The organism is Dyadobacter sp. CECT 9275 (assembly GCF_907164905.1).
GTDB lineage: Bacteria > Bacteroidota > Bacteroidia > Cytophagales > Spirosomataceae > Dyadobacter > Dyadobacter helix.
This window is the reverse complement of sequence record NZ_CAJRAF010000002.1, coordinates 2,752,737-2,777,503: the sequence shown is the minus strand read 5'-3', so window position 1 is coordinate 2,777,503 and position 24,767 is coordinate 2,752,737. Positions and strand designations below refer to the sequence as shown.

Annotated in this window: 24 protein-coding genes and 1 pseudogene; 12 read left to right on the top strand and 13 right to left on the bottom strand. The window is 45.0% G+C overall.

Features of this window, described 5'->3' with window-relative positions; genetic code table 11:
• Window positions 1–19 precede the first annotated feature (19 nt).
• The 4 genes from KOE27_RS19190 to KOE27_RS19175 all read left to right on the top strand — a co-directional run bounded on the left by KOE27_RS19190 (window position 20) and on the right by KOE27_RS19175 (window position 4,365).
• Window positions 20–757 carry a peptidase gene (locus KOE27_RS19190; protein WP_215240425.1) on the top strand — a complete coding sequence of 246 codons (738 nt, stop codon included), beginning with the start codon at window positions 20–22 and terminating at the stop codon, window positions 755–757.
• The gene (locus tag KOE27_RS19185; RefSeq protein ID WP_215240424.1) at window positions 754–1,599 is read left to right on the top strand and encodes a transglutaminase family protein; all 846 of its coding nucleotides are present in this window, start codon (window positions 754–756) and stop codon (window positions 1,597–1,599) included. The genes KOE27_RS19190 and KOE27_RS19185 overlap by 4 nt, the downstream gene beginning before the upstream one ends.
• Before the next feature lie 109 nt (window positions 1,600–1,708).
• On the top strand, window positions 1,709–3,112 hold the full coding sequence (glmM, locus tag KOE27_RS19180; protein WP_215240423.1) for a phosphoglucosamine mutase: 1,404 nt from the start codon (window positions 1,709–1,711) through the stop codon (window positions 3,110–3,112).
• A 107-nt stretch (window positions 3,113–3,219) separates the two neighbouring features.
• Complete coding sequence (locus tag KOE27_RS19175) at window positions 3,220–4,365, top strand: cysteine desulfurase family protein (protein WP_215240422.1); 1,146 nt, start codon at window positions 3,220–3,222, stop codon at window positions 4,363–4,365.
• Window positions 4,366–4,405: 40 nt separating this feature from the next.
• Here KOE27_RS19175 and KOE27_RS19170 read toward each other — a convergent pair whose 3' ends face one another.
• From KOE27_RS19170 to KOE27_RS19125, 10 genes and pseudogenes are all read right to left on the bottom strand, one after another.
• A complete protein-coding gene (locus KOE27_RS19170) occupies window positions 4,406–4,981 on the bottom strand; it encodes an NADPH-dependent FMN reductase (RefSeq protein ID WP_215240421.1) in 576 nt (191 codons plus the stop codon).
• Window positions 4,982–5,032: 51 nt separating this feature from the next.
• The gene (gene hemH / locus KOE27_RS19165) at window positions 5,033–6,097 is read right to left on the bottom strand and encodes a ferrochelatase (RefSeq protein ID WP_215241681.1); all 1,065 of its coding nucleotides are present in this window, start codon (window positions 6,095–6,097) and stop codon (window positions 5,033–5,035) included.
• 80 nt (window positions 6,098–6,177) lie between these two features.
• Window positions 6,178–7,125, bottom strand: a complete 948-nt coding sequence (locus tag KOE27_RS19160; protein ID WP_215240420.1) for an N-acetylornithine carbamoyltransferase — start codon at window positions 7,123–7,125, stop codon at window positions 6,178–6,180.
• Between the two features lie 58 nt (window positions 7,126–7,183).
• Window positions 7,184–7,428, bottom strand: a pseudogene (locus KOE27_RS19155) (GxxExxY protein).
• Between the two features lie 215 nt (window positions 7,429–7,643).
• The gene (locus KOE27_RS19150; RefSeq protein WP_215240419.1) at window positions 7,644–8,789 is read right to left on the bottom strand and encodes an aspartate aminotransferase family protein; all 1,146 of its coding nucleotides are present in this window, start codon (window positions 8,787–8,789) and stop codon (window positions 7,644–7,646) included.
• A 125-nt stretch (window positions 8,790–8,914) separates the two neighbouring features.
• The gene (gene argC, locus KOE27_RS19145) at window positions 8,915–9,898 is read right to left on the bottom strand and encodes an N-acetyl-gamma-glutamyl-phosphate reductase (RefSeq protein ID WP_215240418.1); all 984 of its coding nucleotides are present in this window, start codon (window positions 9,896–9,898) and stop codon (window positions 8,915–8,917) included.
• Complete coding sequence (gene vapC / locus KOE27_RS19140) at window positions 9,895–10,299, bottom strand: type II toxin-antitoxin system tRNA(fMet)-specific endonuclease VapC (RefSeq protein WP_215240417.1); 405 nt, start codon at window positions 10,297–10,299, stop codon at window positions 9,895–9,897. The genes argC and vapC overlap by 4 nt, the downstream gene beginning before the upstream one ends.
• Entirely contained in the window at window positions 10,296–10,532 is a 237-nt protein-coding gene (locus KOE27_RS19135) for a DUF2281 domain-containing protein (protein WP_215240416.1), read from the bottom strand. Before KOE27_RS19135 ends, vapC begins: the two co-directional genes overlap by 4 nt.
• Window positions 10,533–10,560: 28 nt before the next feature.
• Window positions 10,561–11,760, bottom strand: a complete 1,200-nt coding sequence (locus KOE27_RS19130; protein WP_215240415.1) for an argininosuccinate synthase — start codon at window positions 11,758–11,760, stop codon at window positions 10,561–10,563.
• 137 nt (window positions 11,761–11,897) lie between these two features.
• Window positions 11,898–12,608 (bottom strand): GNAT family N-acetyltransferase, encoded by a 711-nt coding sequence (locus KOE27_RS19125; protein WP_215240414.1) that lies wholly within the window; start codon window positions 12,606–12,608, stop codon window positions 11,898–11,900.
• Window positions 12,609–12,987: 379 nt separating this feature from the next.
• On the opposite strand from KOE27_RS19125, the gene aat reads away from it, so the two are divergent.
• The 5 genes from aat (at window position 12,988) to KOE27_RS19100 (ending at window position 18,137) form a co-directional block, all read left to right on the top strand.
• Window positions 12,988–13,638, top strand: coding sequence for a leucyl/phenylalanyl-tRNA--protein transferase (gene aat, locus KOE27_RS19120; protein WP_215240413.1), 651 nt, complete (start codon window positions 12,988–12,990; stop codon window positions 13,636–13,638).
• Window positions 13,639–13,747: 109 nt separating this feature from the next.
• Entirely contained in the window at window positions 13,748–14,779 is a 1,032-nt protein-coding gene (gene proB, locus KOE27_RS19115) for a glutamate 5-kinase (RefSeq protein ID WP_215240412.1), read from the top strand.
• Entirely contained in the window at window positions 14,779–16,029 is a 1,251-nt protein-coding gene (locus tag KOE27_RS19110) for a glutamate-5-semialdehyde dehydrogenase (RefSeq protein ID WP_215240411.1), read from the top strand. The genes proB and KOE27_RS19110 overlap by 1 nt, the downstream gene beginning before the upstream one ends.
• Window positions 16,030–16,159: 130 nt before the next feature.
• Entirely contained in the window at window positions 16,160–17,248 is a 1,089-nt protein-coding gene (locus KOE27_RS19105; RefSeq protein ID WP_215240410.1) for a M20 family metallo-hydrolase, read from the top strand.
• Window positions 17,249–17,309: 61 nt separating this feature from the next.
• Complete coding sequence (locus KOE27_RS19100; protein WP_215240409.1) at window positions 17,310–18,137, top strand: enoyl-CoA hydratase/isomerase family protein; 828 nt, start codon at window positions 17,310–17,312, stop codon at window positions 18,135–18,137.
• Between the two features lie 35 nt (window positions 18,138–18,172).
• Here KOE27_RS19100 and KOE27_RS19095 read toward each other — a convergent pair whose 3' ends face one another.
• The 3 genes from KOE27_RS19095 to KOE27_RS19085 all read right to left on the bottom strand — a co-directional run bounded on the left by KOE27_RS19095 (window position 18,173) and on the right by KOE27_RS19085 (window position 21,184).
• Window positions 18,173–19,735 (bottom strand): Rne/Rng family ribonuclease, encoded by a 1,563-nt coding sequence (locus tag KOE27_RS19095; protein WP_215240408.1) that lies wholly within the window; start codon window positions 19,733–19,735, stop codon window positions 18,173–18,175.
• Between the two features lie 274 nt (window positions 19,736–20,009).
• Complete coding sequence (locus KOE27_RS19090) at window positions 20,010–20,849, bottom strand: tetratricopeptide repeat protein (protein WP_215240407.1); 840 nt, start codon at window positions 20,847–20,849, stop codon at window positions 20,010–20,012.
• Between the two features lie 29 nt (window positions 20,850–20,878).
• Window positions 20,879–21,184: an HU family DNA-binding protein gene (locus KOE27_RS19085; protein ID WP_215240406.1), complete on the bottom strand. Its 306-nt coding sequence runs from the start codon at window positions 21,182–21,184 to the stop codon at window positions 20,879–20,881.
• Between the two features lie 138 nt (window positions 21,185–21,322).
• On the opposite strand from KOE27_RS19085, the gene mutY reads away from it, so the two are divergent.
• From mutY to KOE27_RS19070, 3 genes are all read left to right on the top strand, one after another.
• On the top strand, window positions 21,323–22,435 hold the full coding sequence (gene mutY / locus KOE27_RS19080; RefSeq protein ID WP_229252835.1) for an A/G-specific adenine glycosylase: 1,113 nt from the start codon (window positions 21,323–21,325) through the stop codon (window positions 22,433–22,435).
• Window positions 22,436–22,549: 114 nt separating this feature from the next.
• Window positions 22,550–23,398, top strand: a complete 849-nt coding sequence (locus KOE27_RS19075) for a phytanoyl-CoA dioxygenase family protein (RefSeq protein WP_215240405.1) — start codon at window positions 22,550–22,552, stop codon at window positions 23,396–23,398.
• A gap of 114 nt (window positions 23,399–23,512) precedes the next feature.
• A complete protein-coding gene (locus KOE27_RS19070; RefSeq protein WP_215240404.1) occupies window positions 23,513–24,718 on the top strand; it encodes a Gfo/Idh/MocA family protein in 1,206 nt (401 codons plus the stop codon).
• Window positions 24,719–24,767: the final 49 nt, after the last annotated feature.

The following is a 24,767-nucleotide window of genomic DNA, read 5'->3' as shown; positions in this document are numbered from 1 at the left end:
TCATTACAGCCGCACGTACATGACATATTGCCTAGGGATTAAAGTAGCAAAAGGGCTCGTAGCCATTGCAGATACCCGTTTGACATCCGGAACGGAAGTTTCGTCGAATAAAAAAGTATCTGTTCATCAACTTGAAAATCATTCGATATTTATCATGACCTCCGGTTTACGGTCTGTTCGTGACAAGGCGATCACCTATTTCCGGGAAGTTCTGGATGAGCAGGACTCCACTTTTAACAAGTTATACAAAGCCGTAAATGCTTTTGGAGCGCAGGTGAGGAGAGTAGCCGAAGAGGATAAAAAATCATTAACCGAGGCAGGCCTGGCCTTTAACCTTTTTGCCATTGTGGGAGGGCAGCTGGAAAATGATGAGGAGCACAAGTTGTTTCTCCTCTATCCCGAAGGCAATTGGGTAGAGGTTGGTGACGAAGGCTCGCCTTTTGTGATTATCGGAAACTCGGGTTATGGAAAGCCTTTGCTGTACCGGAGCCTGCGGTTTGACTCCAGCATGCAGGATGCCCTCAAAATAGGATTTTTATCTTTTGATTCAACCCGGGTAAGTTCCAATGACGTGGATTATCCCATTGATGTTATCCTCTACGAAAAGGATTCTTTTCAGGTGATGGAACACCGTTTTGAGAAAGACGACCTGGATTTTGTGGCCAAACAATGGAGTGCTCTGTTAAATAATTCGGTACAGAAGTTACCGGTAGAGTGGATGGAATCTGTTTTTACTAAAATTGAGGAAACCTCATGAACCTGAGTGTTCGGCATTCCCTTCAATATTCGTATAATAGTCCGGTGGCTCTTCAGCCTCACACACTTTATTTATATCCCCGGTCTTACCCGCATCAGCGAGTGATTGACTATCAGCTTTTGATAGACCCTTTTCCGTCGAAGATTGTCAAAAATGTGGATGCGGAAGGAAATGTTCAGCAGGTGGTTTATTTCTATAATGGGCCGGTAAGCTATCTGACGGTGACGGCATCTATGACCCTTTTATCGGAAACGATCAACGTTTTTGATTTTGTACTATTTCCGTTCGGCTCAAAAAACTTTCCTTTTTTATACGACAACAGGATACATAAGTACCTTCTGCCATATCTGAACAGAGGAGATGTTACCGGAAATGTGGAACAATTTGCAAGGAAAATTGCCAATGAGGTGAACTGGGGTACGGTACCTTTTTTGGTAGAATTATGTAAATATATCTTTGAAAACTTCTCATACAGCCACAGAGCATACGGAAGCGCCATGCATCCGGATGATACCTTGAGGAACAGCACCGGTACCTGCCGCGATTTTGCCAGACTGTACATGGCCTGTTGCCGGAGTCTTGGGATTGCGGCCCGTTTCGTAAGCGGTTATCTGTACGGTAACCCTCAGCAAGCCCACGAACTGCATGCCTGGGTGGAGGTGTACCTCCCGGGAGCGGGCTGGCGGGGATTTGACCCAACCGAGGGTAAAGTAATTGGTAATAACCACATAAGCCTGGGAACCTCTGCAGATTTTGATCAGCTGGCACCTGTGATGGGGTCTTTTAAAGGATATGCGAATTCATCGCTTTTTACAAATGTGACAATTGAAATGACCGCATAACAACGGATGCCTTTTAATCGAAACTTATGTTTGTTTCTGGAAAAAACCACCCATACCGGGGGAATTTTAGTACTTTTGTGTAATAAGTTAAAAGAGTAATTTTATCACCGTGACGTTAATCAAATCCATTTCAGGAATCAGGGGAATTGTGGGCGGAAAACCCGGCGAGGCACTGACTCCGATTGATGTTGTCAAATTTTCAGCTGCTTATGGTACCTGGCTGAGACACACTAATCCAGAAAATTCAAAAGTAATTATTGGCAGAGATGCCAGGCTCTCCGGACAAATGGTGAGCAGGCTGGTGGCCGGAACCTTGCAGGGAGTTGGGCTCAACGTGGTGGACCTGGGGCTGTCTACCACCCCCACTGTAGAGATAGCCGTGGCTGTTGAAAAAGCTGCTGGGGGTATTATTCTGACGGCAAGCCACAATCCGATACAATGGAATGCATTAAAGCTGTTAAATCATCTGGGGGAGTTTATCTCGGAGGAGGATGGTGCCGAAATATTAAGAATTGCGGATGCGGAGGATTTCGTTTTTGTCGATGTAAAAAAACTGGGTAGTTACCAGAGCGACGATACCTATCTGCAGAAACATATCGAACATGTCCTGGGGCTGGCGCTGGTTGACACGGCAGCGATAAAAAATGCCAATTTCAGAATTGTCGTTGATGCAGTGAATTCAACCGGCGGGATTGCGGTGCCTATGCTGCTGGAGGCGCTGGGTGTGGAACCCAAAAATATAAAGCTGATTAACTGTGAGCCAACCGGAAATTTTGCGCATAACCCTGAGCCGCTTCCTGAGCACCTCAGAGAAATAAGCAAGGAACTGGAACAGGGGTCATTTAATCTTGGAATTGTAGTGGATCCCGATGTAGACCGCCTGGCGTTGATGTGCGAGGATGGAACACCTTTTGGAGAAGAATATACCTTGGTTGCAGTTGCCGACTATGTGCTGAAAAATACGCCGGGCAATACGGTTTCAAACCTGTCGTCCACCGCAGCTTTACGCGACGTAACAGTAAAAGCCGGCGGGGAGTATTTTGCCTCGGCCGTAGGAGAGGTGAATGTAGTGACCATGATGAAATCCTGCCAGGCAATAATCGGCGGAGAAGGCAATGGGGGCGTAATTTATCCTGAAAGCCATTACGGGCGGGATGCATTGGTGGGCATTGCATTATTTCTGACCAGCCTGGCTAAATTTGGGAAGTCGGCATCGGTACTCCGGCGAACTTACCCGAGTTATTATATATCCAAAAACAAGATAGAACTCACACCTGATATTAATGTGGATCATATACTGGCCCGCATACAGGCAAGATATTCAAAGCAGCCTATTAATACCATTGACGGTGTCAGGATAGAATTTAACAGAGAATGGGTTCATCTCCGGAAATCGAATACCGAGCCCATCATCCGGATTTATTCTGAGTCTGAAACGTATACAACAGCTAATAATCTGGCCAATAAGATCATATCGGATATTAAAGAGATTATTTCGGAACCAAAGAACTAAATAAATTGCTTTAATAAACCGAAACTGTTACACGGGTGCTGCAATCATTGCAGCACCTGATTTTTTTGAACAGTATATTTAAATAATATCACATAGACCCATCATCTATGAAAGCGTATTTTGATAATGCGGCAACCACACAGCTTGATCCTGAGGTTTTGGAAGCGATGCTGCCGCTTATGACAGAGCAATTTGGGAACCCGTCGTCCATTCATTCTTATGGGCGTGCGGTCCGTTCGGCAATTGAAAGAGCGAGGAAAAGTGTAGCCGGGATTTTAAATGCGGCACCTGCTGAGATTTTCTTTACATCCGGAGGTACCGAAGCTGACAATACGGCGATCCGGTCCAGTATCGAAACTTTTGGGTTGAAACATGCCATTACCTCCAGGATAGAGCATCATGCCGTTCTGCATACGCTGGAGCATCTCGCCAAAACGGGTACGATTGAATTAAGCTATGTAAGGATAAATGAAAAAGGGGAGGTTGATCTGGCACATCTGGAAGCGTTGCTGCAGTCACGGCCCAGGTCTCTTGTGTCGCTAATGCATGGAAACAATGAAATTGGCAATTTGCTGGATTTGCAGACGGTGGGAGATATTTGTGAAAAGTATGATGCGGTGTTTCATTGTGATACGGTGCAAACCATGGGTCATTACAGGCATGATCTTCAGCAGCTTAAGACCAATTTTATTGTAGGTGCCGGGCATAAATTTCACGGCCCGAAGGGCATAGGGTTTTTATATATAAAACCAGGTACCAGAATAAGTCCGTACTTACACGGAGGCTCCCAGGAGCGTAACATGCGCGGAGGTACCGAAAATATCTATGGTATTGTTGGGCTGGCCAAGGCGCTGGAAATTGCTTACAGGGATATGGATGAGCACAGGAAACATATCGAAAATCTGAAGCGCCGTATGATTGCCCGGTTAACCGCAGAGATAGAAGGGATTGGCTTTAACGGTAATTCAGATCAGATTGACAACAGCTTGTACACTGTTCTGAGTGTGAGCCTGCCACCTTCGGATATCAGCGATATGCTGCTGTTCAATATGGATATTTCAGGTATTGCAGTTTCCGGTGGAAGTGCATGTTCCAGCGGGACAGACGTAGGCTCACACGTTCTAACAGAATTAGGGGTGGATCCGGACCGCGCCAATGTGCGGTTTTCCTTTGGTAAGTATAATACAGCAGAAGAGGTTGATTATGCAGTGTCTGTACTGGCAGACTTGTATAAAGAGAAAGTTTTTCTCTAGACTGGTCGGATAGGAATGTGGGCTTGGTGGCCGGCATTTTTTATGAATGCCACTTTTTCGCAATTTCCAGTGTATATTTCAGGAAGTCGGCGATACCTTTCTCATAAATGGCATTTCCTTTGGAATACCCGCCTTCATCCAGGTTCCTGGCAGTTTCGTGCGACTCGAAAAGCTTGGGTGAAACCACGGAGTGTACGTTCAGAAAGCTGATCAGCTTGTTTACAAGTAGGCCCACTTCAATACACGGCCTGCGCCCGCCGCGGCCGCTGGATACCCCCACAAAAGCAAATACCTTGTTGTCAAAAAGAGATGCATATTCCTTTTCGCCGAGCTGATGCATGGCATTGATAAGCTCTCCGCTGGTAGTCCAGTTGTATTCGGGCACTACAAAGATTACCAGCTCAGCAGGTTCCCAGACAGCGATAAGGTTTTTTTGAAATAGGGTCAGATGACTGATATCCAGGCTGGCCCGTCCGATCATGGGTATATCAATATCCTCGAAATTGAAAACAGAAATTTCATGACCGTCCTGCGGAAGCTGACTGCTGATATATCTGGCTACCTTTAAGGAGTTACTTGCTTTGCGCGGAGAAGTTGAGAGTATTGAGATTTTCATCTTTACAATCGTTTGATACTAAAAGCTCTGCTGAGTACTGAAACGTTAGGTTCAGGCATTTTTAACCAGGTCCTCTACCGTTTCCACCCATATATCGCTGTCGTTCAGGCTTTCTACCAGCTGCCAGTGAATACCACCTTCCTTTTCGAATAACTCTTTATATTCCTCACCCACTTCAATAGTTGTTTCAAGGCAATCTGCAACAAACGAAGGAGAAAAGGCCAGTACACTTTTTACACCTTTTTTAGTGAGCTCCGGTATTATTTCGTCGGTATATGGTTTTATCCAGGGCGTTTTCCCAAGTCTCGACTGAAAGCAGGTGGTATATTTGCCTTCGGGAATCCCCATTTCTTTTACAAGCAATCTCGTTGTTTCAAAACATTGAGCCCTGTAACAATGCTGGTTCCGATGGTCCAGAACGTCACAGCAGCTTCCAAACTGGCAAAAATTACGGGTAACATCCCCTTTGGTTATCTGGCGCTCGGGCAAGCCGTGGTAGCTGAAAACGACGTGGTCGTAGTCGCGTTCTGCCATATATTTTTTACCAAGATTTGCAAAAGCTTCGATAAACTTCGGATGATCGAGAAACCGGTTCGTGAACCTGATCTCGGGTAATACCTCCCAGTCCTGCACTACACGCATAACCTCTTTATAGACAGATCCTGTTGAAGCAGAGGCATACTGTGGGAAAAACGATACCACCACAATATCGGTAAGGCATTCTTTCCGGAGTTCTTTGAGCGCACTTTCAATACTCGGGCTCTGATAACGCATGGCCAGCTTTACTACATATTTTTCTCCCAATACTTTCTGTAGTTTTTCTTCCACCGAGTAGCCGTAAATTTTTAACGGAGACCCTTCGGGAAGCCATAGCTTACGGTATACCTTGGCAGACTTGGGTGCACGGAAAGGGGCGATGATCAGATTGATTAGCAACCAGCGGTTAAGATACGGGATATCAATCACACGTTCATCCATCAGAAATTGCCGGAGATATTTCCTTACATCCGGTACGGAAGGGCTATCCGGCGTTCCCAGATTAACGATCAATACTCCTGTCTTACGTATTGGTTTACTCTGGAAAGTGTCGGGGGATGCCAATGTGTCGGTGCTCATCATGTTTGGTGTATACTATTTCAGTCATGGTTATTATCAGCAACAACCATGAGACAATGTTTTAAAGTTCAGCTTAAATCCTAGAGGCCCATCAGAATTTCCCTGAGCGCAGCCTGGGCAGACCATTCCCTGTTGGCGGCCTGTTCAATCACCAGGGAGCGCGGGCCGTCCAGTACTTCGTCGGCAACCTTCATATTTCTCCGGAGTGGAAGGCAGTGCATGAATTTACCGTTATCCGTTAATGACATTTTTTCCTCAGTTATCATCCAGGAAGGGTCGCTGGTGAGTACCTGCCCGTAATGATGATAGGACGACCAGTTTTTGCCATAAACAAAATCAGCCCCTTCCAGCGCTTTGTTCTGATCATAAATGACCTGTCCTTTGCCCGCAAATTCCGGCGACAGATCATATCCTTCGGGATGTGTGATGACAAGCTCCACGTCTGTCCTGTTCATCCATTCGCAAAATGAATTCGCAACGGCCTGCGGAAGTGGTTTGAAATGCGGAAGCCAGGTAAGTACTACTTTGGGGCGTTCCTTTGTTTTAAATTCTTCGATCGTAATGCAGTCGGCAAGTGATTGCAGCGGGTGACGGGTGGCAGATTCCAGGTTGATAATCGGGACCTCCGCATATTTTTTGAATTGCTGGAAAACAATTTCCTGATAGTCCTTTTCGCGGTCTTGCAATCCGGCAAAGGAACGGATACCGATAATGTCGCAATAACTTCCGATCACCGCCGCAGCTTCTTTTACGTGCTCGGCTTTGTCACCATTCATGACCACACCTTCTTCCATTTCTAATCCCCAGCCGTCCTGGCCTACGTTCATCGTGATCACGTTCAGTCCCAGGTTTTGAGCAGCTTTCTGTGTGCTGATTCTGGTTCTGAGGCTGGAATTAAAGAATAATAATCCGATTGTCTTGTTCCTGCCAAGTTCGGCATCACCAAACGGGTTTCTTTTGGAGATTATTCCACTGGTAACCAGTTTGTTAAGGTCTGCTACGTCGTGGATGGATAAAAAGTGTTTCATTTATATTTTGGTAATTTAAAAGCAGAGTCCTGAGAGTTTGGCACTGAGTAACCCAGCGTTAAAACCTATTTACGATCCTGCGTATGCCATCTTTTAGGGATACTACATTAAAATTAATCAATAAACCAACTTTGCACTTGGGCAGACGAAGATACGCGAGAGTCTGTGTAAAATGAATTTTATTTAAGGCTTCTACTGCCTTAATTCTATAATTACTTTATTTTCAAGAAACAAATTCATTTTATCGCCCGATTTCAGAGCCATTTCTTCATAAACTACGGGTAAAGTGTTTTGTTTCTTAATAAATAATCCGGCTTGTTGTAGTTCACAAAAAACATTCCGTATACTGATTCAACAAAATCCGGACCAAGGACTGTACGAATTTTAGAATGAAATGGCTAATCTCATTTTCTGTAAACCCAACGGGCATCTCATCTTCCATCGCTTCACTGTATGAATTGAATATTGTCAGCGAAGTTTTTCAGTGTTGCACTAATTGAATCGACAAAAACGCTGCGTTAAATTACTTCCTTTAACTCTGCGCTTAAACAAACCCGTAGTGCTTCCAGGAATATATCCACCTCTTCTTTCCGCAACGCCAGTGAGGGCAGTAGCCGGATTGTGTTGGCGCCAGCGACACCAGTAAACATTTTATGTTCAAACAATAGCTTATTCCGAAGGTCTTTAACGGGGAAACCATATTCGATACCAATCATCAATCCACGGCCACGGAGTTCCTTGTATCCACCGATCTCTTTAATTCCTGCCATCAGGTAATCACCGATTTTGGTAGCATTATCAAGCAGGTTTTCGTTCTTCATAATGTCAAGGACGGCAATACCCGCCGCACAAGCCATGTGATTTCCGCCAAATGTAGTTCCCAGCAAGCCATAGCTGGCTTTGAAAGCCGGAGAGATCAAAACGCCTCCGATGGGAAAGCCATTACCCATTCCCTTTGCCATCGTCATCAGGTCAGGATGGATCCCGCTGAACTGATGTGAGAAAAATTTACCCGTGCGGCCGTAGCCACATTGAACGCTATCCAGAATCAATACTGCCCCGGTTTGATCGCACTTCCTGCGCAAGGCCTGAAGAAATTCATCACTGCTCACCTGAATACCCCCAACACCCTGAATTCCTTCCACAATAACCGCACAGACTTCGTCCGTAATTCCATCTTCCAGTGCATCCAGGTCATTAAAAGGAAGGAAGGTAACATGCTTGTTATAATTAACCGGAGCAACGATGGAAGGGTTGTCGGTTACGGCAACAGCTCCCGCGGTCCGTCCGTGGAATGCTTTTGTAAAAGCCACAACCTTGGACCTGCCGGTATGGAATGACGCGAGTTTGAGGGCATTCTCGTTCGCTTCTGCGCCGGAGTTAACCAGAAAAAGTTTATAATCCGGATAGCCTGATAATTCTCCCAATTTTTCTGCGAGTTCTTCTTGTAAGGAAATTTTGACAGAATTGGAGTAAAAGTTAATGGCATGGAGCTGCTTGCTGAGCATATCCACATAATAGGGATGACAATGCCCTACGGAAATGACTGCGTGGCCGCCGTAAAGATCCAGGTATTGGGTACCTTTTGTATCCCATAGATAACAACCCTCAGCCTTTACAGGTTCTATATCGTAAAGGGGGTATACATCGAATAAATGTGACATAGTAGTATTGTTTTTAAACGCAGAGTTAAAGATTTGAGCGCAGAGGCCGCTGAATCTTCTGTGCTTGTGAGACTCTGCGTGGTAACCCGACGGCGAACCGTTTCTTTCCTCTGCGGTTGAAAAAATCAGAATGACGGTGCCTTTAACCTCAATCCCGCATCTTCCGCTAATCCGAAGATCAGGTTGAGGTTTTGGACTGCCTGTCCCGAAGCACCTTTTGTTAAATTGTCAATAATGCTGCTAATCAGTAATTGTCCGTCATGTACTTCCAAATGAATAAAACACTTGTTGGTGTTGACAATCTGCTTCAAATCAATCGGCGAATCGCTTACATGGGTAAAAGGATGTTCGGCATAATAATTTTTATACAGTTCCTTTGCTTCTTCGGTTGTTCCTGAAAAAGGCGTGTAAACATTGGCCATGATTCCACGGGTAAAATCACCACGATAAGGCACAAAATGAACGGCTTTGTTAAAACCAGCCTGCAATTTTTTGAGGCTCATTTTAATTTCGGTCAGATGTTGGTGAGTGAAGGCCTTGTAGATCGACAAGTTGTTATTCCGCCATGAAAAATGCGTTGTGGCGCTCAGCGACTGCCCGGCTCCGGTACTTCCGGTTACTGCACTTACATGAATATCCTCTTGTAACAAACCAGCATAAGCCAACGGTAAAATGGCCAGCTCGATACTCGTGGCAAAGCAGCCCGGATTGGCGATTTTGTTGGAAGATTTGATTTTTTCCTTCTGAAGCTCAGGCAAACCATATGTAAAGCCACTGGATTCATCCCGGAAATCGGTACTTAAATCAATGATTTTAACCGTTTCAGGAATGCTATATTCCTCCAGGAATTTCCTGGATTCACCATGGCCAGAGCATAAGAAAATCACATTCAGATTGTCCTGATTTAGCAAGGCCTGGATATCCTCACCCGAAAATGTAAGGTCCGTATCTCCCAGCAAATCGGTATGGGTGGCGTAAATGGGCTTTCCGATCTGGCTTTTACTATGTGCAAAGGCGATGTTTACATGGGGATGGTGAATCACTATTCTGAGCAATTCGCCACCCGTATAACCTGCCGCACCTATTATTCCTATATTAATTTTTGTCATTTGGCAATCCAATTTTCAATCTTTAGGTCTTCAACTCTTTCAAACTCTTTAACATTATTTGTAACAAGAGTTAAGCCCAAACTAAGCGCATGTGCCGCGATTAGTAAGTCATTTGCTCCAATAATCATTCCTTTATTCTCCAATCTTACTCTGATCATTGCATAAACCTCTGCCGCGGTATTATCAAAGTCAATGACGATTAAGGGCCTGAGAAAATTTTCAAGAGCTAGCCTGTTTCTTTGTTCTTGCTCACTTTTTGCGACGCCATACCATAATTCCGCGACAACAATTGAAGACACGGATATTTCATTCCAGGCAATGCTTTGAAACTTGCTGAAAACTTCAGCCGGTCGTTTGTTAATAATATATGCGACAATATTGGTATCCAAAAAATACTTCATTCGAATAGGTTTTCAGTTTTATCCAGAGGAGGTTGAATTCTTTCTGTCATATAATCGTCTGAAAATTGCGTAAGGTTATCCCACCATTCTTCTAATGTCTGATGCTGAGCGGATGTCAGTTTTTTTCGTTTTTTCAGTACAAATTCCATATAATCAAATACCTCTTTAAGTAAATCAGGAGGCAATTCCTGCGCTTTACGCTGAATTTGATTTTGTAGTTCCAATATTGTCATGTTGCACACATTTACGTAACCACTACATTCAATTATTTGACTCACTCACCTTCTGGTAAATCATTACCTGATTGGACGCAACTTTTGAAAAGCCCCGCACGTCATCCCCTGTCCAGGCGTTATTCATTTCGCCGTAACTTCCGAATTTGGACGACATCAGGTCAAACGGCGATTCGATTCCCTCTACATAGAACCGGTAGGGTGCCAGGTGCACATGTACTTTTCCGGTTACGTGTGGCTGGGTATCCGCAAGGAACGCCTCAATGTTACGCATTACCGGCTCTACAAACTGGCCCTTGTGAAGTAAACTTCCGTACCAGTTGGATAGCTGTTCTTTCCAGTAAAGCTGCTGTTCGCTCAGCACATGTTTTTCGAGTGTATGATGCGCTTTAATAATGATCAACGGCGCTGCGGCTTCAAAACCAACCCGGCCTTTGATTCCGATGATGGTATCCCCTACGTGAATATCACGGCCAATGCCAAAGGGCTGGGCTATGGCTGCCAGTTTTTGAATAGCCTCTACAGGATTTTCAAAAGATTCACCGGCAACACCTTTCAGTTCACCGGCAACAAATTCAAGCGTAATGGTTTCGGGTACTGTTTTGGAAACCTGCGTGGGCCATGCCTCTTCCGGAAGGTATTTTTCGGAAGTTAATGTTTCTTTTCCTCCAACAGATGTACCCCAAAGCCCCTTGTTGATACTATATGCAGCCTTGGCCCATTCGCGGCCTACTCCTTTTTTAGTCAGATATTCAATTTCGGCTTCACGTGAAAGTTTCAGGTCGCGTATGGGTGTAATAATTTCGGCTTCCGGAATGATGATACGGAATGCCATATCAAAACGGACCTGGTCATTGCCTGCTCCTGTACTTCCGTGCGCAATGGCGCTGGCACCAATTTCTTTGGCATATTCGGCAACGGCAACGGCCTGGAAAACACGCTCCGCACTCACCGAAAGAGGGTAGGTATTGTTCTTCAGTACATTTCCAAATATCAGATATTTAATGCAATCGTTATAATAATCGGCTGTTTTGGAAATTGTTGCATGGTGCTTTACACCCAGTGCATAGGCGTTGGCTTCAATCGTTTTAAGATCTTCTTCGGAAAAACCACCGGTATCTACCAAAACAGAATGAACTTCATAGCCTTTATCTTCAGCTAAATATTTTACACAAAATGAGGTATCCAATCCTCCGCTAAACGCTAATACTACTTTTGGCTGTGACATTATAGGAAATATATATGTACTTATGGTTTGTAAAATGGAACTACAAAGTAACAAAAAATACCTCGCTTCGGGCTTATAATGGCTGCCGGGCGAGGTATTTAAGAGAGAAAATATCTGTATCTATTATGTGCTGGTACCTAATGTACAAGCACAGCCCCGGCATTTTTCTTTTTGGAACGTTCTTCCCTTCGCAACAAAATACGTTGCTTAATACGCATCCAACGCTCATAGAGACTTGATTCCTTCAGGAAATCCCAGGAGTCTTTTTCGGGTTCGCTTTCGGTTTTCTTGTGTTCTTCGGGGTTGTACATCATGCCGGTACAGAGGCAATGTTTTCTGCCTGTCCGGGTAAGTACATCATAATTTACGCAGCTTGCACAACCCTTCCAGAAAGCATCATCGGCAGGTAATTCGCTGAAAGTCACTGGTTCGTATCCAAGATCCGAGTTGATCTTCATCACCGGAAGGCTCGTGGTGATCCCAATGATTTTTGCATCCGGATACTTTTTCCGGGAAAGTTCAAAAGCTTTTTGCTTGATAGCCTTTGCCATTCCGCTGTTTCTGAAATCGGGATGAACAATGAGCCCTGAGTTGGCTACAAACTTCCCGTGTTCCCATGTTTCGATGTAACAAAAGCCTACCCATTCGCCGGTAGTGGTAGTGGCAATAATCGCCTTTCCCTCTACCATCTTTTCCATGATATACACAGGTGAACGCTTTGCTATACCAGTACCCCGTTTTTTAGCACTTTCTTCCATTTCTGCACAAATGGTTTCTGCAAAATGGAAGTGATCTTCATTGGCAGTCTGAATGATGAATTTACTGCCTACAATATCGGTATTTTTCATTGATGAATTTACTGACGAAAAATTGTTCGAAACAAAAATTAAATTCCCAGAAAACTACGATGGGACGTTTCAAAAATTTAAGAAAATGGGCGGGGTATAAGTTTTACCACGTAGGTAAAATAGAATTAGATGGTCCGGGGGGACCTAAACCTGAAAGGCGTAGTATGAAGAACAGTATGTATGCCGTTGCTATTCATTGACTTTGTTGGTCGTCTAAGAGGATGCAAATTTTGCACAAAAAATATTTACTACAAAGAAACATCTGATATATTTTTATGGTTCAGTTTTTAGAGAAAAATTGCTGAGGTAAGTATTCTTTTACTTTTAGGGGATAACGGGATGTAACCATAAGCTGTTTGCCGGGATTTTAATAAACACAATGACAGAAATAACAAGTGATGATCTCCTCTACGGATATATGAATGGAATATTTCCCATGGCCGAGGAGGACGGGACAATATACTGGTACTCACCCGATCCGAGGGCTATCATCCCGTTGGATACCTACAAACCCTCCAGGTCGCTCAGGCCGGTATTAAACAAGGGGATTTTCGAAATCAGGGTCAATACCCGTTTTAAAGAGGTGATACAATGTTGTGCCGGGCCAAGGCCGGTGGCTCCAGGTGATGAGCAGGAAGGTACCTGGATTTCGGCAGATATCATTGAGATGTATACCGGGCTTCACGAACAGGGTTATGCACACAGCGTGGAAGCGTGGCGGGAGAATCACCTGGTGGGTGGCTTATACGGTGTTTGTATCAACAGCGTTTTTTTTGGAGAGTCTATGTTTTCAAAAGAAAGCAATGCATCCAAGGTGGCTTTCCACTACCTGATTCAGATACTCAAAACGAATCATTTTACCTTGCTCGACACACAGTTTATGAATGATAACGTCCGCAGGTATGGAGCCATTGAAATCCCGCGCGAACAGTACCTTTTGGCATTAAAGCGTGGTTTGGGAATCAAAACGAAGTTTGATCCCGCCGGGATCGGGACCGGTAAAAATAATCAGGATCCATTATTTCTGTAAAGTAGGATTGATTTGGTGTAATTCAATTAATTTTGCGGCCAAATTAGTTTTTCAAAACCACTGGATGTGGAGAAGTTACCAATACTGACTTCTGTCAAAGTCTGAAGACGTGTCAAAACCAATACTAGTAATTAAATTCGGGACGGCGTCCATTACGCTTCCTTCGGGCGAACCTGATGTCCGGATTATTGCCGAAATAGCCCGACAGGTATCAGAAATACATCCACATTATCGTATTATCATTGTTTCTTCAGGAGCGGTTGGTGCCGGGAAATCTTTCATACAGGATTACAAGGGAAGCATGATCCAGCGGAAGGCGGCTGCTTCCGTAGGTAACCCCTTACTGGTGGGGCTCTATGCTACTTATTTCGCTCCGAATAAAATTTACATCGCCCAAAGTTTATGTGAGCGGCAGCACTTTGCAAACCGGTCCAAATTTCTGCAGCTGAAAGAAACGTTCGAAGAACTTTGGGAAAATAATATCATTCCGATCGTCAATGAAAACGACGTGGTGAGCGACAGAGAGCTTAAGTTTTCGGATAATGACGAGCTGGCCACCTTGCTTGCGGTAGGTTTCGGGGCCGAAACTTTGATGTTCTGTACCTCGGTGGGCGGATTGCTGGATGAAAATGGAAGCATACTCAGGAACGTATCCAATGTGAATGAGGTTTTTAAATTTGTAAGGACCGATAAGTCGTTCCTTGGGTTGGGAGGTATGGCATCAAAGCTGACCTTTGCCAAACTAGCCGCGCGTATGGCAATCAAAGTGATTATCTTTGGTATGAACCAGCATAACGAATTGCTCAATGCGCTGGAAGGAAAGGCGGGAACGCAGATCACCCCAGGAAAAAGTACTTTATCAGCACGCAACAGATGGCTGGGGAGCGGTGGGCTGGTTTCGGGCAGTCTGCAGATCGACGAAGGGGCTGCTAAGGCTTTGCTACGCCGAAAAAGTTTGCTGGCTGTGGGGGTGACGGAAGTAACAGGTGAATTTGAATCGGGGGAAATTATAGAGATATACTCGGTGCAGGAAGAAATGATTGCCGTAGCCAGGGCAAGGGAAACTTCCAGAGCCATTCGGGAAAATCTTAAAACAATAAATTTTGAAGTGGCGCATGCCAATGATATAGTATTACTCTAATGGAATCTATCTTACCTCTTTTAAAAGCAACTCGTGATGCATCGGTAGTGGTTCGCCGGTTATCAGATCAGCAGCGTGCGGACCTACTTATTTCTCTGGCAGAAAGGGTTTTGGCAAATGCGGATACTATTATAGCAGAAAATAAAAAAGATCTTGATCTGATGGATGACGCCGATCCTAAAAAGGACCGGTTGCTGTTGAACGAAAAGCGGATCGGCGACCTTGCTCAAAGCCTGCGAGACGTGGCATCCTTGCCTGATCCCACCGGTGAGGTATTGCTGACAAGAAGTATTGAACAGGACCTTGCGCTGCAAAAGGTATCGGTTCCGCTGGGAGTGGTGGGGGTGATCTATGAGTCAAGGCCGAATGTTACCATTGATGTGGCTTCTTTATGCCTGCGTTCGGGAAATGCCTGTGTTTTGAAAGGCGGGAAGGAAGCGCATTTTTCCAATACCTATCTGGTGTCGCTGATTCATGAAAGCCTGCAGGAACTGGGTGTTCCTGCTGCTGCAGTGATGCTGTTGCCAACCGGGCGGGAGTTCGTATCGGAACTCCTGAATGCTACTCAGTATGTGGATATCATTATTCCGAGAGGCTCCGAAAGTCTGATCAAATTTGTACGGCAGAATTCTCTGGTACCCACCATTGAAACAGGTGCAGGGGTTTGTCATACCTATGTTGAAAAAACGGGAGACCTGGATAAGGCCGCAGCAATTGTTGTCAATGCGAAGGTGTCGCGCCCCTCGGTTTGTAATTCACTGGATACTATTTTGGTTGACCGGACGGTGGCGGCTGAGTTTCTGCCAAAACTCAAAGCAGACTTTGTGAAATGGAACGTAGAAGTTTTTGCTGATGCAACTTCTTTTGATATTCTTCAGGAAGCGCAGTATCCTTACCTTAAAAAGGCTCAGCCCGAAGATTTTGGCAGGGAATACCAGGATTATAAATGTTCTGTAAAAGTGGTGGATGGGCTCTACGATGCCCTGCAACATATTGCAGCCTACTCCTCGCGCCATTCCGAGGCTATTGTTTCAAAGGATCCGGTTTCCATCGAAACCTTTCTGAATGAAGTGGATGCTGCGGCCGTGTATGCCAATGCTTCCACGCGTTTTACCGATGGGGGAGTGTTCGGTTTAGGAGCTGAAATAGGTATCTCCACGCAGAAACTTCATGCAAGAGGTCCTTTTGCCCTTGAAAAACTGGTTACCGAAAAGTGGATTGTCAAAGGGGATGGGCAGGTAAGATGGTAAAATAAAAGAGGTAAGTATCTCGTAGTCAGTTGTAAAGCATACGTTAAGGAAATTCTAAGGGGGTGGTTCCGATTGGTTCGGCCCCCTTTTTTCATACATTTGTTCCAGATAAGGATACAAAAACGGTCCAATGGCATTAGAAATACCTGCATCGGAAAACATAAAAATACTTAGTCAGGAAGCGATCCTGCTCCTGAAAAAATTGATTGAGACACCGTCTTTCAGTAAAGAGGAGGATCAGACGGCCGCAATTCTGGAGGAGTTTTTTGTCGCAAGACAGATATCCGTTCATAAAAAGAAAAATAATCTCTGGGCTTTCAACAAGCACTTTGACGCTGCAAAACCAACGCTTTTACTTAACTCGCATCATGATACGGTGAAACCTAACAAGTCATGGACGCTGAATCCGTTTGTAGCACAGGAAACGGACGGGAAGCTTTATGGCCTGGGTAGCAATGATGCTGGCGGATGCTTGGTTTCCCTGATCGCTACGTTTTGTTATTTCTATGATCAGCCTGGGCTTGCTTACAACATTGTTATTGCGGCAACCGCGGAGGAAGAAATATCAGGAAAAGAAGGGCTTGAAATTGTTGTTCCTGAATTACCTGCAATTTCTTTCGCCATTGTAGGGGAGCCTACTGAAATGCACCTGGCCGTGGCTGAAAAGGGCCTTGTGGTGCTGGATTGCACGGCAAAAGGCATATCCGGACATGCTGCCAGGGAAGAAGGTGAAAATGCTATTTATAAAGCGATCAGCGATATTGAATGGATAAAAAATTATCAGTTTCCAAAGGTATCACCAACGCTGGGGCCGGTGAAAATGTCGGTGACGATCATCAACGCCGGAACACAGCATAACGTGGTTCCGGATAGCTGCACTTTTACCATTGATGTCCGTGCTACGGATCAGTACACCCTGGAAGAAATCATTGAAACGATCCAGGAAAATATTACCTCTGTGGTAACACCGCGCTCCATACGGTTACGCCCGTCCAGCATCCCGATGGACCATCCCATTGTGAAAGCGGGGCTCGGGCTGGGCAGAAACGCCTATGGCTCACCCACCACCTCTGACCAGGCGTTGCTGGACTGCCCGTCCCTGAAAATGGGGCCCGGACATTCGGGCAGATCTCACAGCGCTGACGAGTTTATATACCTGCATGAAATAGAACAGGGGATTAGTCAGTATATAACCATGCTGGAGGAGGTATTAAAGTAACGAAAACTACTCAGCAGGTGGAGGGGCTTGTTGAACCACCAATTCCTATTTACTGATAATCATGCGTTTTTATACCAGGAATGATATTTCGGAATTTGGAAACATTCGCTTTTTAAATATAAAAGCGATGGTGGACGGACCGGTTTTCAGGATTACCTTAAACCGCCCCGAAAAAAGGAATGCTTTTACACCAGCCATGGCCTGTGAAATCACCTTCGCTCTTGCGTATGCACATTATACTTCCGACATCCGCTGTGTGATTTTGAATGCCGTCGGGCCGGTTTTTTGTGCAGGGGCAGATCTTGATGCTTTTCATAATCCAGGCGCTTATCCGGGAAATCCAGCGATACCAGCCCCGGCAGCGCCGATCACACTCGGAGTTGCTTTTGCTGAGCTGCATAAGCCGTGCATTGCGCAGGTGGAGGGGCCGGTTTTTGCCGGAGGTTTTTTGTTGATAGGCGGTGCTACTTTTGTAGTGAGCAGCAGAGAAGTAACTTTTAGCCTGCCGGAAGTTAAGCGTGGAATCTGGCCGATGCAGGTGATGGCATCACTGGTAAAAATTATGCCGTTAAGAAAGGTACTTGAGTTTGCCATAACCGGACGGGTTTATTCGGCGGAGGAGGCGCTGGAAATGGGCCTCATCACGCACATATCAACCCGGGAAGACATTGTGAACGAAGTTGAAAAACTGGCAGCCATCATATGTGAAAATGCTCCTTATGCCATTCAGGCTGGTATGGAAGCATTGTACCAATTGTCTGATATTCCCGAGCGCGACCGGCATGCCTATCTGAAAGATCAGCTTGACAAAATCCTGAAATCTGAAGATTCAGTTGAAGGAATTTTGGCCTTCAGAGAAAAGCGTAAACCTGTCTGGAAAGGCAGGTAGCCAGGTTATTTTGGGAAATTCTCCAAGGCAAGGTACTAGTTTCCCGGTACTATCTCGATTTCTTCTCCATACTGATTGTGGAATTTGAAATCCACCACACCCAGTGAGGTATCTTTGATGAGTTTTACCCAGGTTTTGTAGCGGAAAAGCCATTTGACTTGTTCCGAGATCAACCCCTTTGTGAAGAAAGCATAAAGGAAGGGATGCAGAGAGATAGTGATTCCTCTTTCATTTTGCTTGGTAAGTATGTAGTCCAGATTGTTGGCGATCACATCCGACACCAGGATACTGGCCTGAATACTGCCGCTGCCACCACAGGTAGGACATACCTCGCGGGTAACAATATTCATTTCCGGACGCACACGCTGACGGGTAATCTGCAGCAAGCCGAATTTAGATAAAGGGAGAACGGTGTATTTGGAGCGATCGCCCTTCATTTCGTCCCGCATGGTATCAAAAAGAACGCGTTTGTTTTCCGCTTTCTTCATGTCGATAAAATCGACCACAATGATACCTCCCATATCCCTCAGGCGCAGTTGCCGTGCAATTTCCTTGGCAGCCTCGAGGTTGACACTCAATGCAGTGGCTTCCTGATCCTCTTCCGAATTGGATTTGTTTCCGCTGTTGACGTCAATTACATGCAGTGCTTCGGTATGCTCAATAATGAGGTATCCTCCGTTGGGAAGGCTTACTGAGCGGCCGAAAAGGGATTTAATCTGTTTTTCGAGACCGAACTGCTCAAATAGCTTATTCTTACCGTTGTGCAGTCTGAGGATATTCTCTTTGTCAGGAGCAATATTATGGATGTAAGCCTTAATGTCGTCATATACCTCCTTTGAATCCACCGTGATGCTGTCAAAAGACTCGTTTAGCATATCCCGGATGATCGAAGAGGCCCGGTTCATTTCACCGATTACGCGATCACGTGGTTTGGCATCTTTAAGGTTTTTGATTCCATTTTCCCATTTTTCAAGGCAATCCTTTAAATCTTTATTCAGTTCGTCTACGTCGGTTCCCTGAGCAACCGTCCGTATAATGACGCCGAAATTTGCAGGTTTAATAGAAGACATCAGCTTTTGCAGCCTGTTCCTTTCCTGCTTATCGGTTATTTTTTTAGAAAGATTTACAGAATTCGAAAAGGGTACCAGCACAATGTACCGTCCGGCAATGGAGATATCACAGGAAAGGCGGGGGCCTTTGGTGGATATGGGTTCTTTCACGATCTGAACCAGGATGGGCTGGTTCTTGGAAAGTACTTTATCAATCTTGCCAAGTTTCTCGATTTCAGGCTCCATCTTGAAGTTATTCAATTTGCCTGAATGGACACGCTTGGCAATTACATCCTTGGTAAGCTTGTTGAGGGAGTTGATGTTGGGACCCAGATCAAGATAATGCAAAAAAGCATCTTTTTCGAAACCCACGTCTACAAAAGCCGCATTGAGCCCTGATACCAGTTTTCGGACAGTACCAAGGTAGATATCTCCTACGGTAAAGCTCTGATCTGGTACTTCTACGTGATATTCTAAAAGACGTTTATCCTGCAAAAGGGCTATACGCTCTCCCTTTTGAGTAGAATTGATAAGTAATTCGTTACTCAATGTTAAACCAACTGAATGGCTATAAAAAGTTAATACTTAGTATCCCTGCCCGAGATTATGCGGACGGGACCAAACCTTGTCTGGGGAAGAGCATGCTTTGGCCGGACTAATTTACAATAAATCCGGCCAAAGCATACTTATTATTTCTTCTTATGTCTGTTTTTTCTAAGACGTTTCTTTCTTTTATGAGTGGAGATCTTATGTCTCTTTCTTTTCTTTCCGCAAGGCATAAAGTTATGTCGTTTATAAAATTAAATAATTGTTTGCTAACAGTTTAATTGTTCAGACGGTCCTCAAGCTCACCAATGGCTTGTTGAATAACCGGGTCTTTTTCTTCCTTTTTTACTTCTGACAGAACTTTGCGAGCTTCTTCCTTATTGCCCAGTTCAACCAGTGATAAACCCAGATAAAACTTGGCTTTTGTGTTGGACGGGTTATTCGTAAGTATCTGCCTGAACCTGTCGGCTGCTTTGGAATACTGGTTGGAACGCATGGATAAAATCCCCAGATTAAATAATGCTACTTCATTTGTGGGATCTGTATCCAGTATTTCCCGTAACATCAGAATTCCCTGCATCGGGTTTTCTGTATTTACGTACGTCATCGCCATATTGGCCTTAGCAGTTAGCAGGGCAGGATTCTGATCAATTGCTTTTTGGTAATATTCACGGGTTTTGGCGCCATAATTTTTGGCCTTCTGATCATCCACAGCAAAGCCGTATGCATCGTAATACCGGTCTCCTGCACGCATTAAGTTTTCAATACTGGGAGAAATCAGGGTTACTTTTTCTGCATAAAACGCAGCACTGTCAAATTTTTGAAGCTCCCGGAACTTGTTGGAAAGCTTTATACCCGCATTTACCTTGTTTTTTTCGTCTGCCAGGAGGAAGCCATTTCTCAGCTCATCCACAATTTTTTGCTGATCAGCTGATAAAATGGCTCCGTCATGGGTATTGGAAGGCGTTTCTGGCTCGGAAGCAGTTGCTGCTGCCGGGCTGGCCTCCTTGGAGTCCATCTCTTTGGCCTTGTTGTTCACCACCACTTTGGGAAGGCTATAAAGCGTACCTACCAAAGCAACAGCTAATACACAGGATAAAATAATGGACTTGTTCATAGTGTTAAAATCAAACCGCTATGGGTGGTTTATTTTTCTGCAACAGCTTTAAGCTTGTCGCTTTCTTTAACCTGCTCTACAAACACTTTTGCAGGCTTAAAGCTCGGTACAAAGTGCTCATCGATGATCATGGAAGTTCCCTGTGAGATGTTACGGGCTACTTTACGGGCGCGCTTTTTATTAATGAAGCTGCCGAAACCCCTTACATACAGGTTCTCCCCTTCAGAAAGGGATTCCTTTACCACGGTGAAAAACGATTCTAGCGTTTGTTGAACATCGCCCTTGTCTACGCCTGTTTTCTCAGAAATTTGTGCGATTACGTCTGCCTTGGTCACTTTGATTTTTTACTTTAAGTGGATATTATTTCGTTAATTTATTTATTCCTCCAAATTTTGGGAACACAAAGGTACGGTAATTTTACCGGAAATTAAAAGGCAGACGTTTTCATTTTTTTTCTAATTCATTAAATAACAGTGTACATAAGTCGGTTTAAGATGCTGGGGGATAGTATTGACGTACTGGAATTTAATAAAAAGCTCAAAACGTGGTATCTCCGAAATCACCGGAAACTACCCTGGAGAGAAACCAATGATCCTTACAAAATATGGCTGTCGGAGATCATTCTTCAGCAAACGCGGGTAGCGCAGGGTACACCTTATTATGAAAGATTTGTAACCGCCTATCCGACCGTAGAGGCGCTGGCCGGGGCAGACGAAAAGGATGTACTCAGGCTTTGGCAAGGGCTGGGTTACTACTCAAGAGCAAGGAACATGCATTTTACGGCCAGACAGATCGTGGCAGAATTTGATGCAAGGTTTCCGGCCACGGCTGTAAAACTTGAAAAACTCAAAGGGCTTGGCGCTTATACGGCGGCGGCCATAGCATCCTTTGCTTTTAATGAAGTGGTGCCCGCTATCGACGGGAATGTCTACAGGGTGATGGCCAGGATTTTTGGTATCTATTCAGATATTCTGAGCCCGGCGGGAAAAAAGGAATTTCTGGATATTGCCCGGCAACTGATCTCCACCAGTGACCCTGCAACCTACAATCAGGCCATGATTGAGTTCGGCGCAATCCAGTGTGTACCCGTGTCTCCGGATTGTGAGGTATGTCCCTTTAATACTGTGTGTTATGCGTATCTGCATAAGGTGCAGGCGGCGTTACCAGTAAAAGCAAAAAAGGTTGCGGTAAAGAATAGGTATCTTCATTATTTCATTCTGGAAGACCAGGGCCGACTGGCATTGAAAGAACGAACCGGAAAGGATATTTGGAAAGGTTTGTATGATTTTCCGGGTATAGAAACGGCTTCGGCAGATGTTTCGCCGGAGGATCTGATGCAGGATAACATCCTTGGAAAAGTTCTGGAAAAGGGTGTACTAAAAGAAATTGTGAAGCCATATATTCACATACTTACCCACCAGCGGCTGAACGTGAAGTTTTGGTGGGTAAGTCTCCGCCCGGGTCTTCACCCGGGTGTTAGCGAGGAGTTGTCGGACAACTTGTCCTTTTACGCTCCGGAGGAAGTGGAAACCTTGCCAAAACCTATTCTGATTGACAATGTATTGCGGGATGAAAGATACCTTTAGTAGGGTTCCTGCCGCCGGATTTGTTTGCTGGACTGATTCTTTTCTACGGTTTGATTGAAATGTGTATTAACCAATATAAATTTGTATAAAACGAAAATCTTAAATCCTTTCATCATGCATCTCACACAAATTCAGACAAACGATTATCACCGTGACGGGTATCTCGTTGTAAAGGGTCTTTTCAGTCCGGAAGAGATAGACAAATTGTATAAAAGTGCTGTTGAAAATTCCATCATGCAGAAAAATGCAATGGATCTTAACGATCAGTCGGGGAAAAAAACGAAACTAACACTGTGGTTTACTCCGGGAGATGATGTTTTCGGCTACCTGATTCGCAGTGAAAGGATGGTTAATGCAGTGTGGCAGCTGTTGGGTGAAGACAGCCCTGTCTGTCATTTTCATACCAAACTGATGCAAAAGGAGCCCAAGGTAGGTGGTGCCTGGGAATGGCATCAGGATTATGGCTACTGGTATAAAAACCAGTTCATGTTTCCCGACCAGCTTATGAGTGTGATGGTTGCCCTAACAGAAGCTAATAAAGAAAACGGTTGTCTGCAGGTAATCAGAGGCTCTCACAAAATGGGGCGCGTCAATCATGGTTTTGCAGGAGAGCAGGTAGGCGCGGACATGGAAATGGTGAATCATTCTCTGAAAACGATGGACCTGATTTATTGCGAACTGGAACCAGGAGATGCACTTTTCTTTCACAGTAACTTACTACACAGGTCAGAAGCAAACTTATCGGATCACCCCCGTTGGTCACTGATTTCATGTTATAATTCGCAATCAAACATAGCTTACAGCGAGATGTCAAACTCCTGGAAAGTGCCCGTCTCTATCGTCCCCGACAGGGCGTTGATGGAGTGGGAGGCTGAGTCTTTCGAAGATGCCGATTTCCTTAAAAAGGAGGATGACCCCGCACTGAAAACCACCGGCTGGGAAAGTACAGTCAATACAAAATGACAGAGGGAAGGAAGTCAGGCGAGGTATTCCCCGGGCATCGGATGATAAATCGGGGTATTCCGGTGATGCCTGCTATGCACAACAAAATTGACAACCATTAACGATATTATTTTTATGCAGAAAATTGCAATGCTCGGTTCCGGCTTTATTGGGCGTTTTTATGCAGAATCCGTTCATGGGCAGCGAGGCAGAGATAAAGTTACTGCCATTTATGCCCGAAGTGAGGAAAATGCCAAAAAATTTGCGGACGACTATGGTTGTGCATTCTGGTCTTCCAATATGGAGGAGGTAATCGCACATCCCGATGTCAATATGGTTTGTGTGGCTTTGCCTAATCATAAACATGAAGAAGCGGTGATGTTATGCGCAAAACATAAGAAGGCTGTGGTGTCTACGAAGCCATTGGGCCGGAACGCCGCCGAAGCGCTGAGGATGCTGCAGGCGGTGGAGAAGGCAGGCATTTTTTCAGGATACCTGGAAGATTTGTGTTATACGCCAAAGTTTTTAAAGTCAATAGAAAGTGTAAAAAGGGGGGCGCTGGGACGTATCCTGTGGGCAAAGTCCAGGGAAGCGCATCCTGGTCCGCATAGTGAATGGTTTTGGGATATTGAGCAGGCAGGAGGTGGTTGTATCCTGGACCTGGGCTGTCATTGTATCGAAATCTCACGCAACTTTATTGGCAAGGATATCAGGCCGGTGGAGGTGATGTGCTGGGCTGATACGCAGGTGAAACCTATTGATGCAGAGGATCATGCCATAGCCCTGGTGAAGTATGAAAACGGGGCGATCGGACAGTTTGAGGTGAGCTGGACGTTCAGGGGCGGAATGGACCTGAGAGACGAGGTGATGGGAACGGAGGGTACTATCTGGATCAATAATTTTCTAAGAACAGGTTTTGAAATGTTCACAACCGGAAGAAACCCGGACGGACAGGGCGAGGATTATGTTGCCGAAAAGGCTGAAAGTAATACCGGCTGGCTGTTCCCTGTGGGTGATGAGGTGAATGACCTGGGTTATAACCACATGTTTACGGATATGTTCAATGCGGCTGAAAACGGCGCTGAGCCTGCTGAAACTTTTTATGACGGATATATCGTCAATGCGGTGATTGATGCAGCCTACCAATCGGCCAAAACAAAGCAGTGGGAAAAGGTGAATCTGCCGGTTTGGCGCGGAAGAGAAGGTGTTGAAAAACCGTCAAATTACGTGGATTACGATGAAAATTATTATCTGATCAAACAGGAAATGACGCACGACGGTCGCAATAAACTGATTCTGAAAGATAAAACTACCGGGAAAATAAGCGAACGGGACGTTTGATATACCAAAAATAAAAAACACCTGCCGAACCACTGGTCTGATCGGCACG

What these genes read in the sequence shown, in the direction of transcription:
- aat (WP_215240413.1), top strand. Translation starts at nt 12,988, where the DNA reads ATGACAGAAATAACAAGTGATGATCTCCTCTACGGATATATGAATGGA.
- KOE27_RS19185 (WP_215240424.1), top strand. Translation starts at nt 754, where the DNA reads ATGAACCTGAGTGTTCGGCATTCCCTTCAATATTCGTATAATAGTCCG.
- KOE27_RS19130 (WP_215240415.1), bottom strand. Translation starts at nt 11,760, where the DNA reads ATGTCACAGCCAAAAGTAGTATTAGCGTTTAGCGGAGGATTGGATACC.
- KOE27_RS19160 (WP_215240420.1), bottom strand. Translation starts at nt 7,125, where the DNA reads ATGAAACACTTTTTATCCATCCACGACGTAGCAGACCTTAACAAACTG.
- KOE27_RS19175 (WP_215240422.1), top strand. Translation starts at nt 3,220, where the DNA reads ATGAAAGCGTATTTTGATAATGCGGCAACCACACAGCTTGATCCTGAG.
- KOE27_RS19190 (WP_215240425.1), top strand. Translation starts at nt 20, where the DNA reads ATGACATATTGCCTAGGGATTAAAGTAGCAAAAGGGCTCGTAGCCATT.
- hemH (WP_215241681.1), bottom strand. Translation starts at nt 6,097, where the DNA reads ATGAGCACCGACACATTGGCATCCCCCGACACTTTCCAGAGTAAACCA.
- KOE27_RS19125 (WP_215240414.1), bottom strand. Translation starts at nt 12,608, where the DNA reads ATGAAAAATACCGATATTGTAGGCAGTAAATTCATCATTCAGACTGCC.
- KOE27_RS19090 (WP_215240407.1), bottom strand. Translation starts at nt 20,849, where the DNA reads ATGAACAAGTCCATTATTTTATCCTGTGTATTAGCTGTTGCTTTGGTA.
- KOE27_RS19105 (WP_215240410.1), top strand. Translation starts at nt 16,160, where the DNA reads ATGGCATTAGAAATACCTGCATCGGAAAACATAAAAATACTTAGTCAG.
- KOE27_RS19075 (WP_215240405.1), top strand. Translation starts at nt 22,550, where the DNA reads ATGCATCTCACACAAATTCAGACAAACGATTATCACCGTGACGGGTAT.
- argC (WP_215240418.1), bottom strand. Translation starts at nt 9,898, where the DNA reads ATGACAAAAATTAATATAGGAATAATAGGTGCGGCAGGTTATACGGGT.
- KOE27_RS19070 (WP_215240404.1), top strand. Translation starts at nt 23,513, where the DNA reads ATGCAGAAAATTGCAATGCTCGGTTCCGGCTTTATTGGGCGTTTTTAT.
- KOE27_RS19100 (WP_215240409.1), top strand. Translation starts at nt 17,310, where the DNA reads ATGCGTTTTTATACCAGGAATGATATTTCGGAATTTGGAAACATTCGC.
- KOE27_RS19150 (WP_215240419.1), bottom strand. Translation starts at nt 8,789, where the DNA reads ATGTCACATTTATTCGATGTATACCCCCTTTACGATATAGAACCTGTA.
- KOE27_RS19135 (WP_215240416.1), bottom strand. Translation starts at nt 10,532, where the DNA reads ATGACAATATTGGAACTACAAAATCAAATTCAGCGTAAAGCGCAGGAA.
- KOE27_RS19170 (WP_215240421.1), bottom strand. Translation starts at nt 4,981, where the DNA reads ATGAAAATCTCAATACTCTCAACTTCTCCGCGCAAAGCAAGTAACTCC.
- KOE27_RS19110 (WP_215240411.1), top strand. Translation starts at nt 14,779, where the DNA reads ATGGAATCTATCTTACCTCTTTTAAAAGCAACTCGTGATGCATCGGTA.
- vapC (WP_215240417.1), bottom strand. Translation starts at nt 10,299, where the DNA reads ATGAAGTATTTTTTGGATACCAATATTGTCGCATATATTATTAACAAA.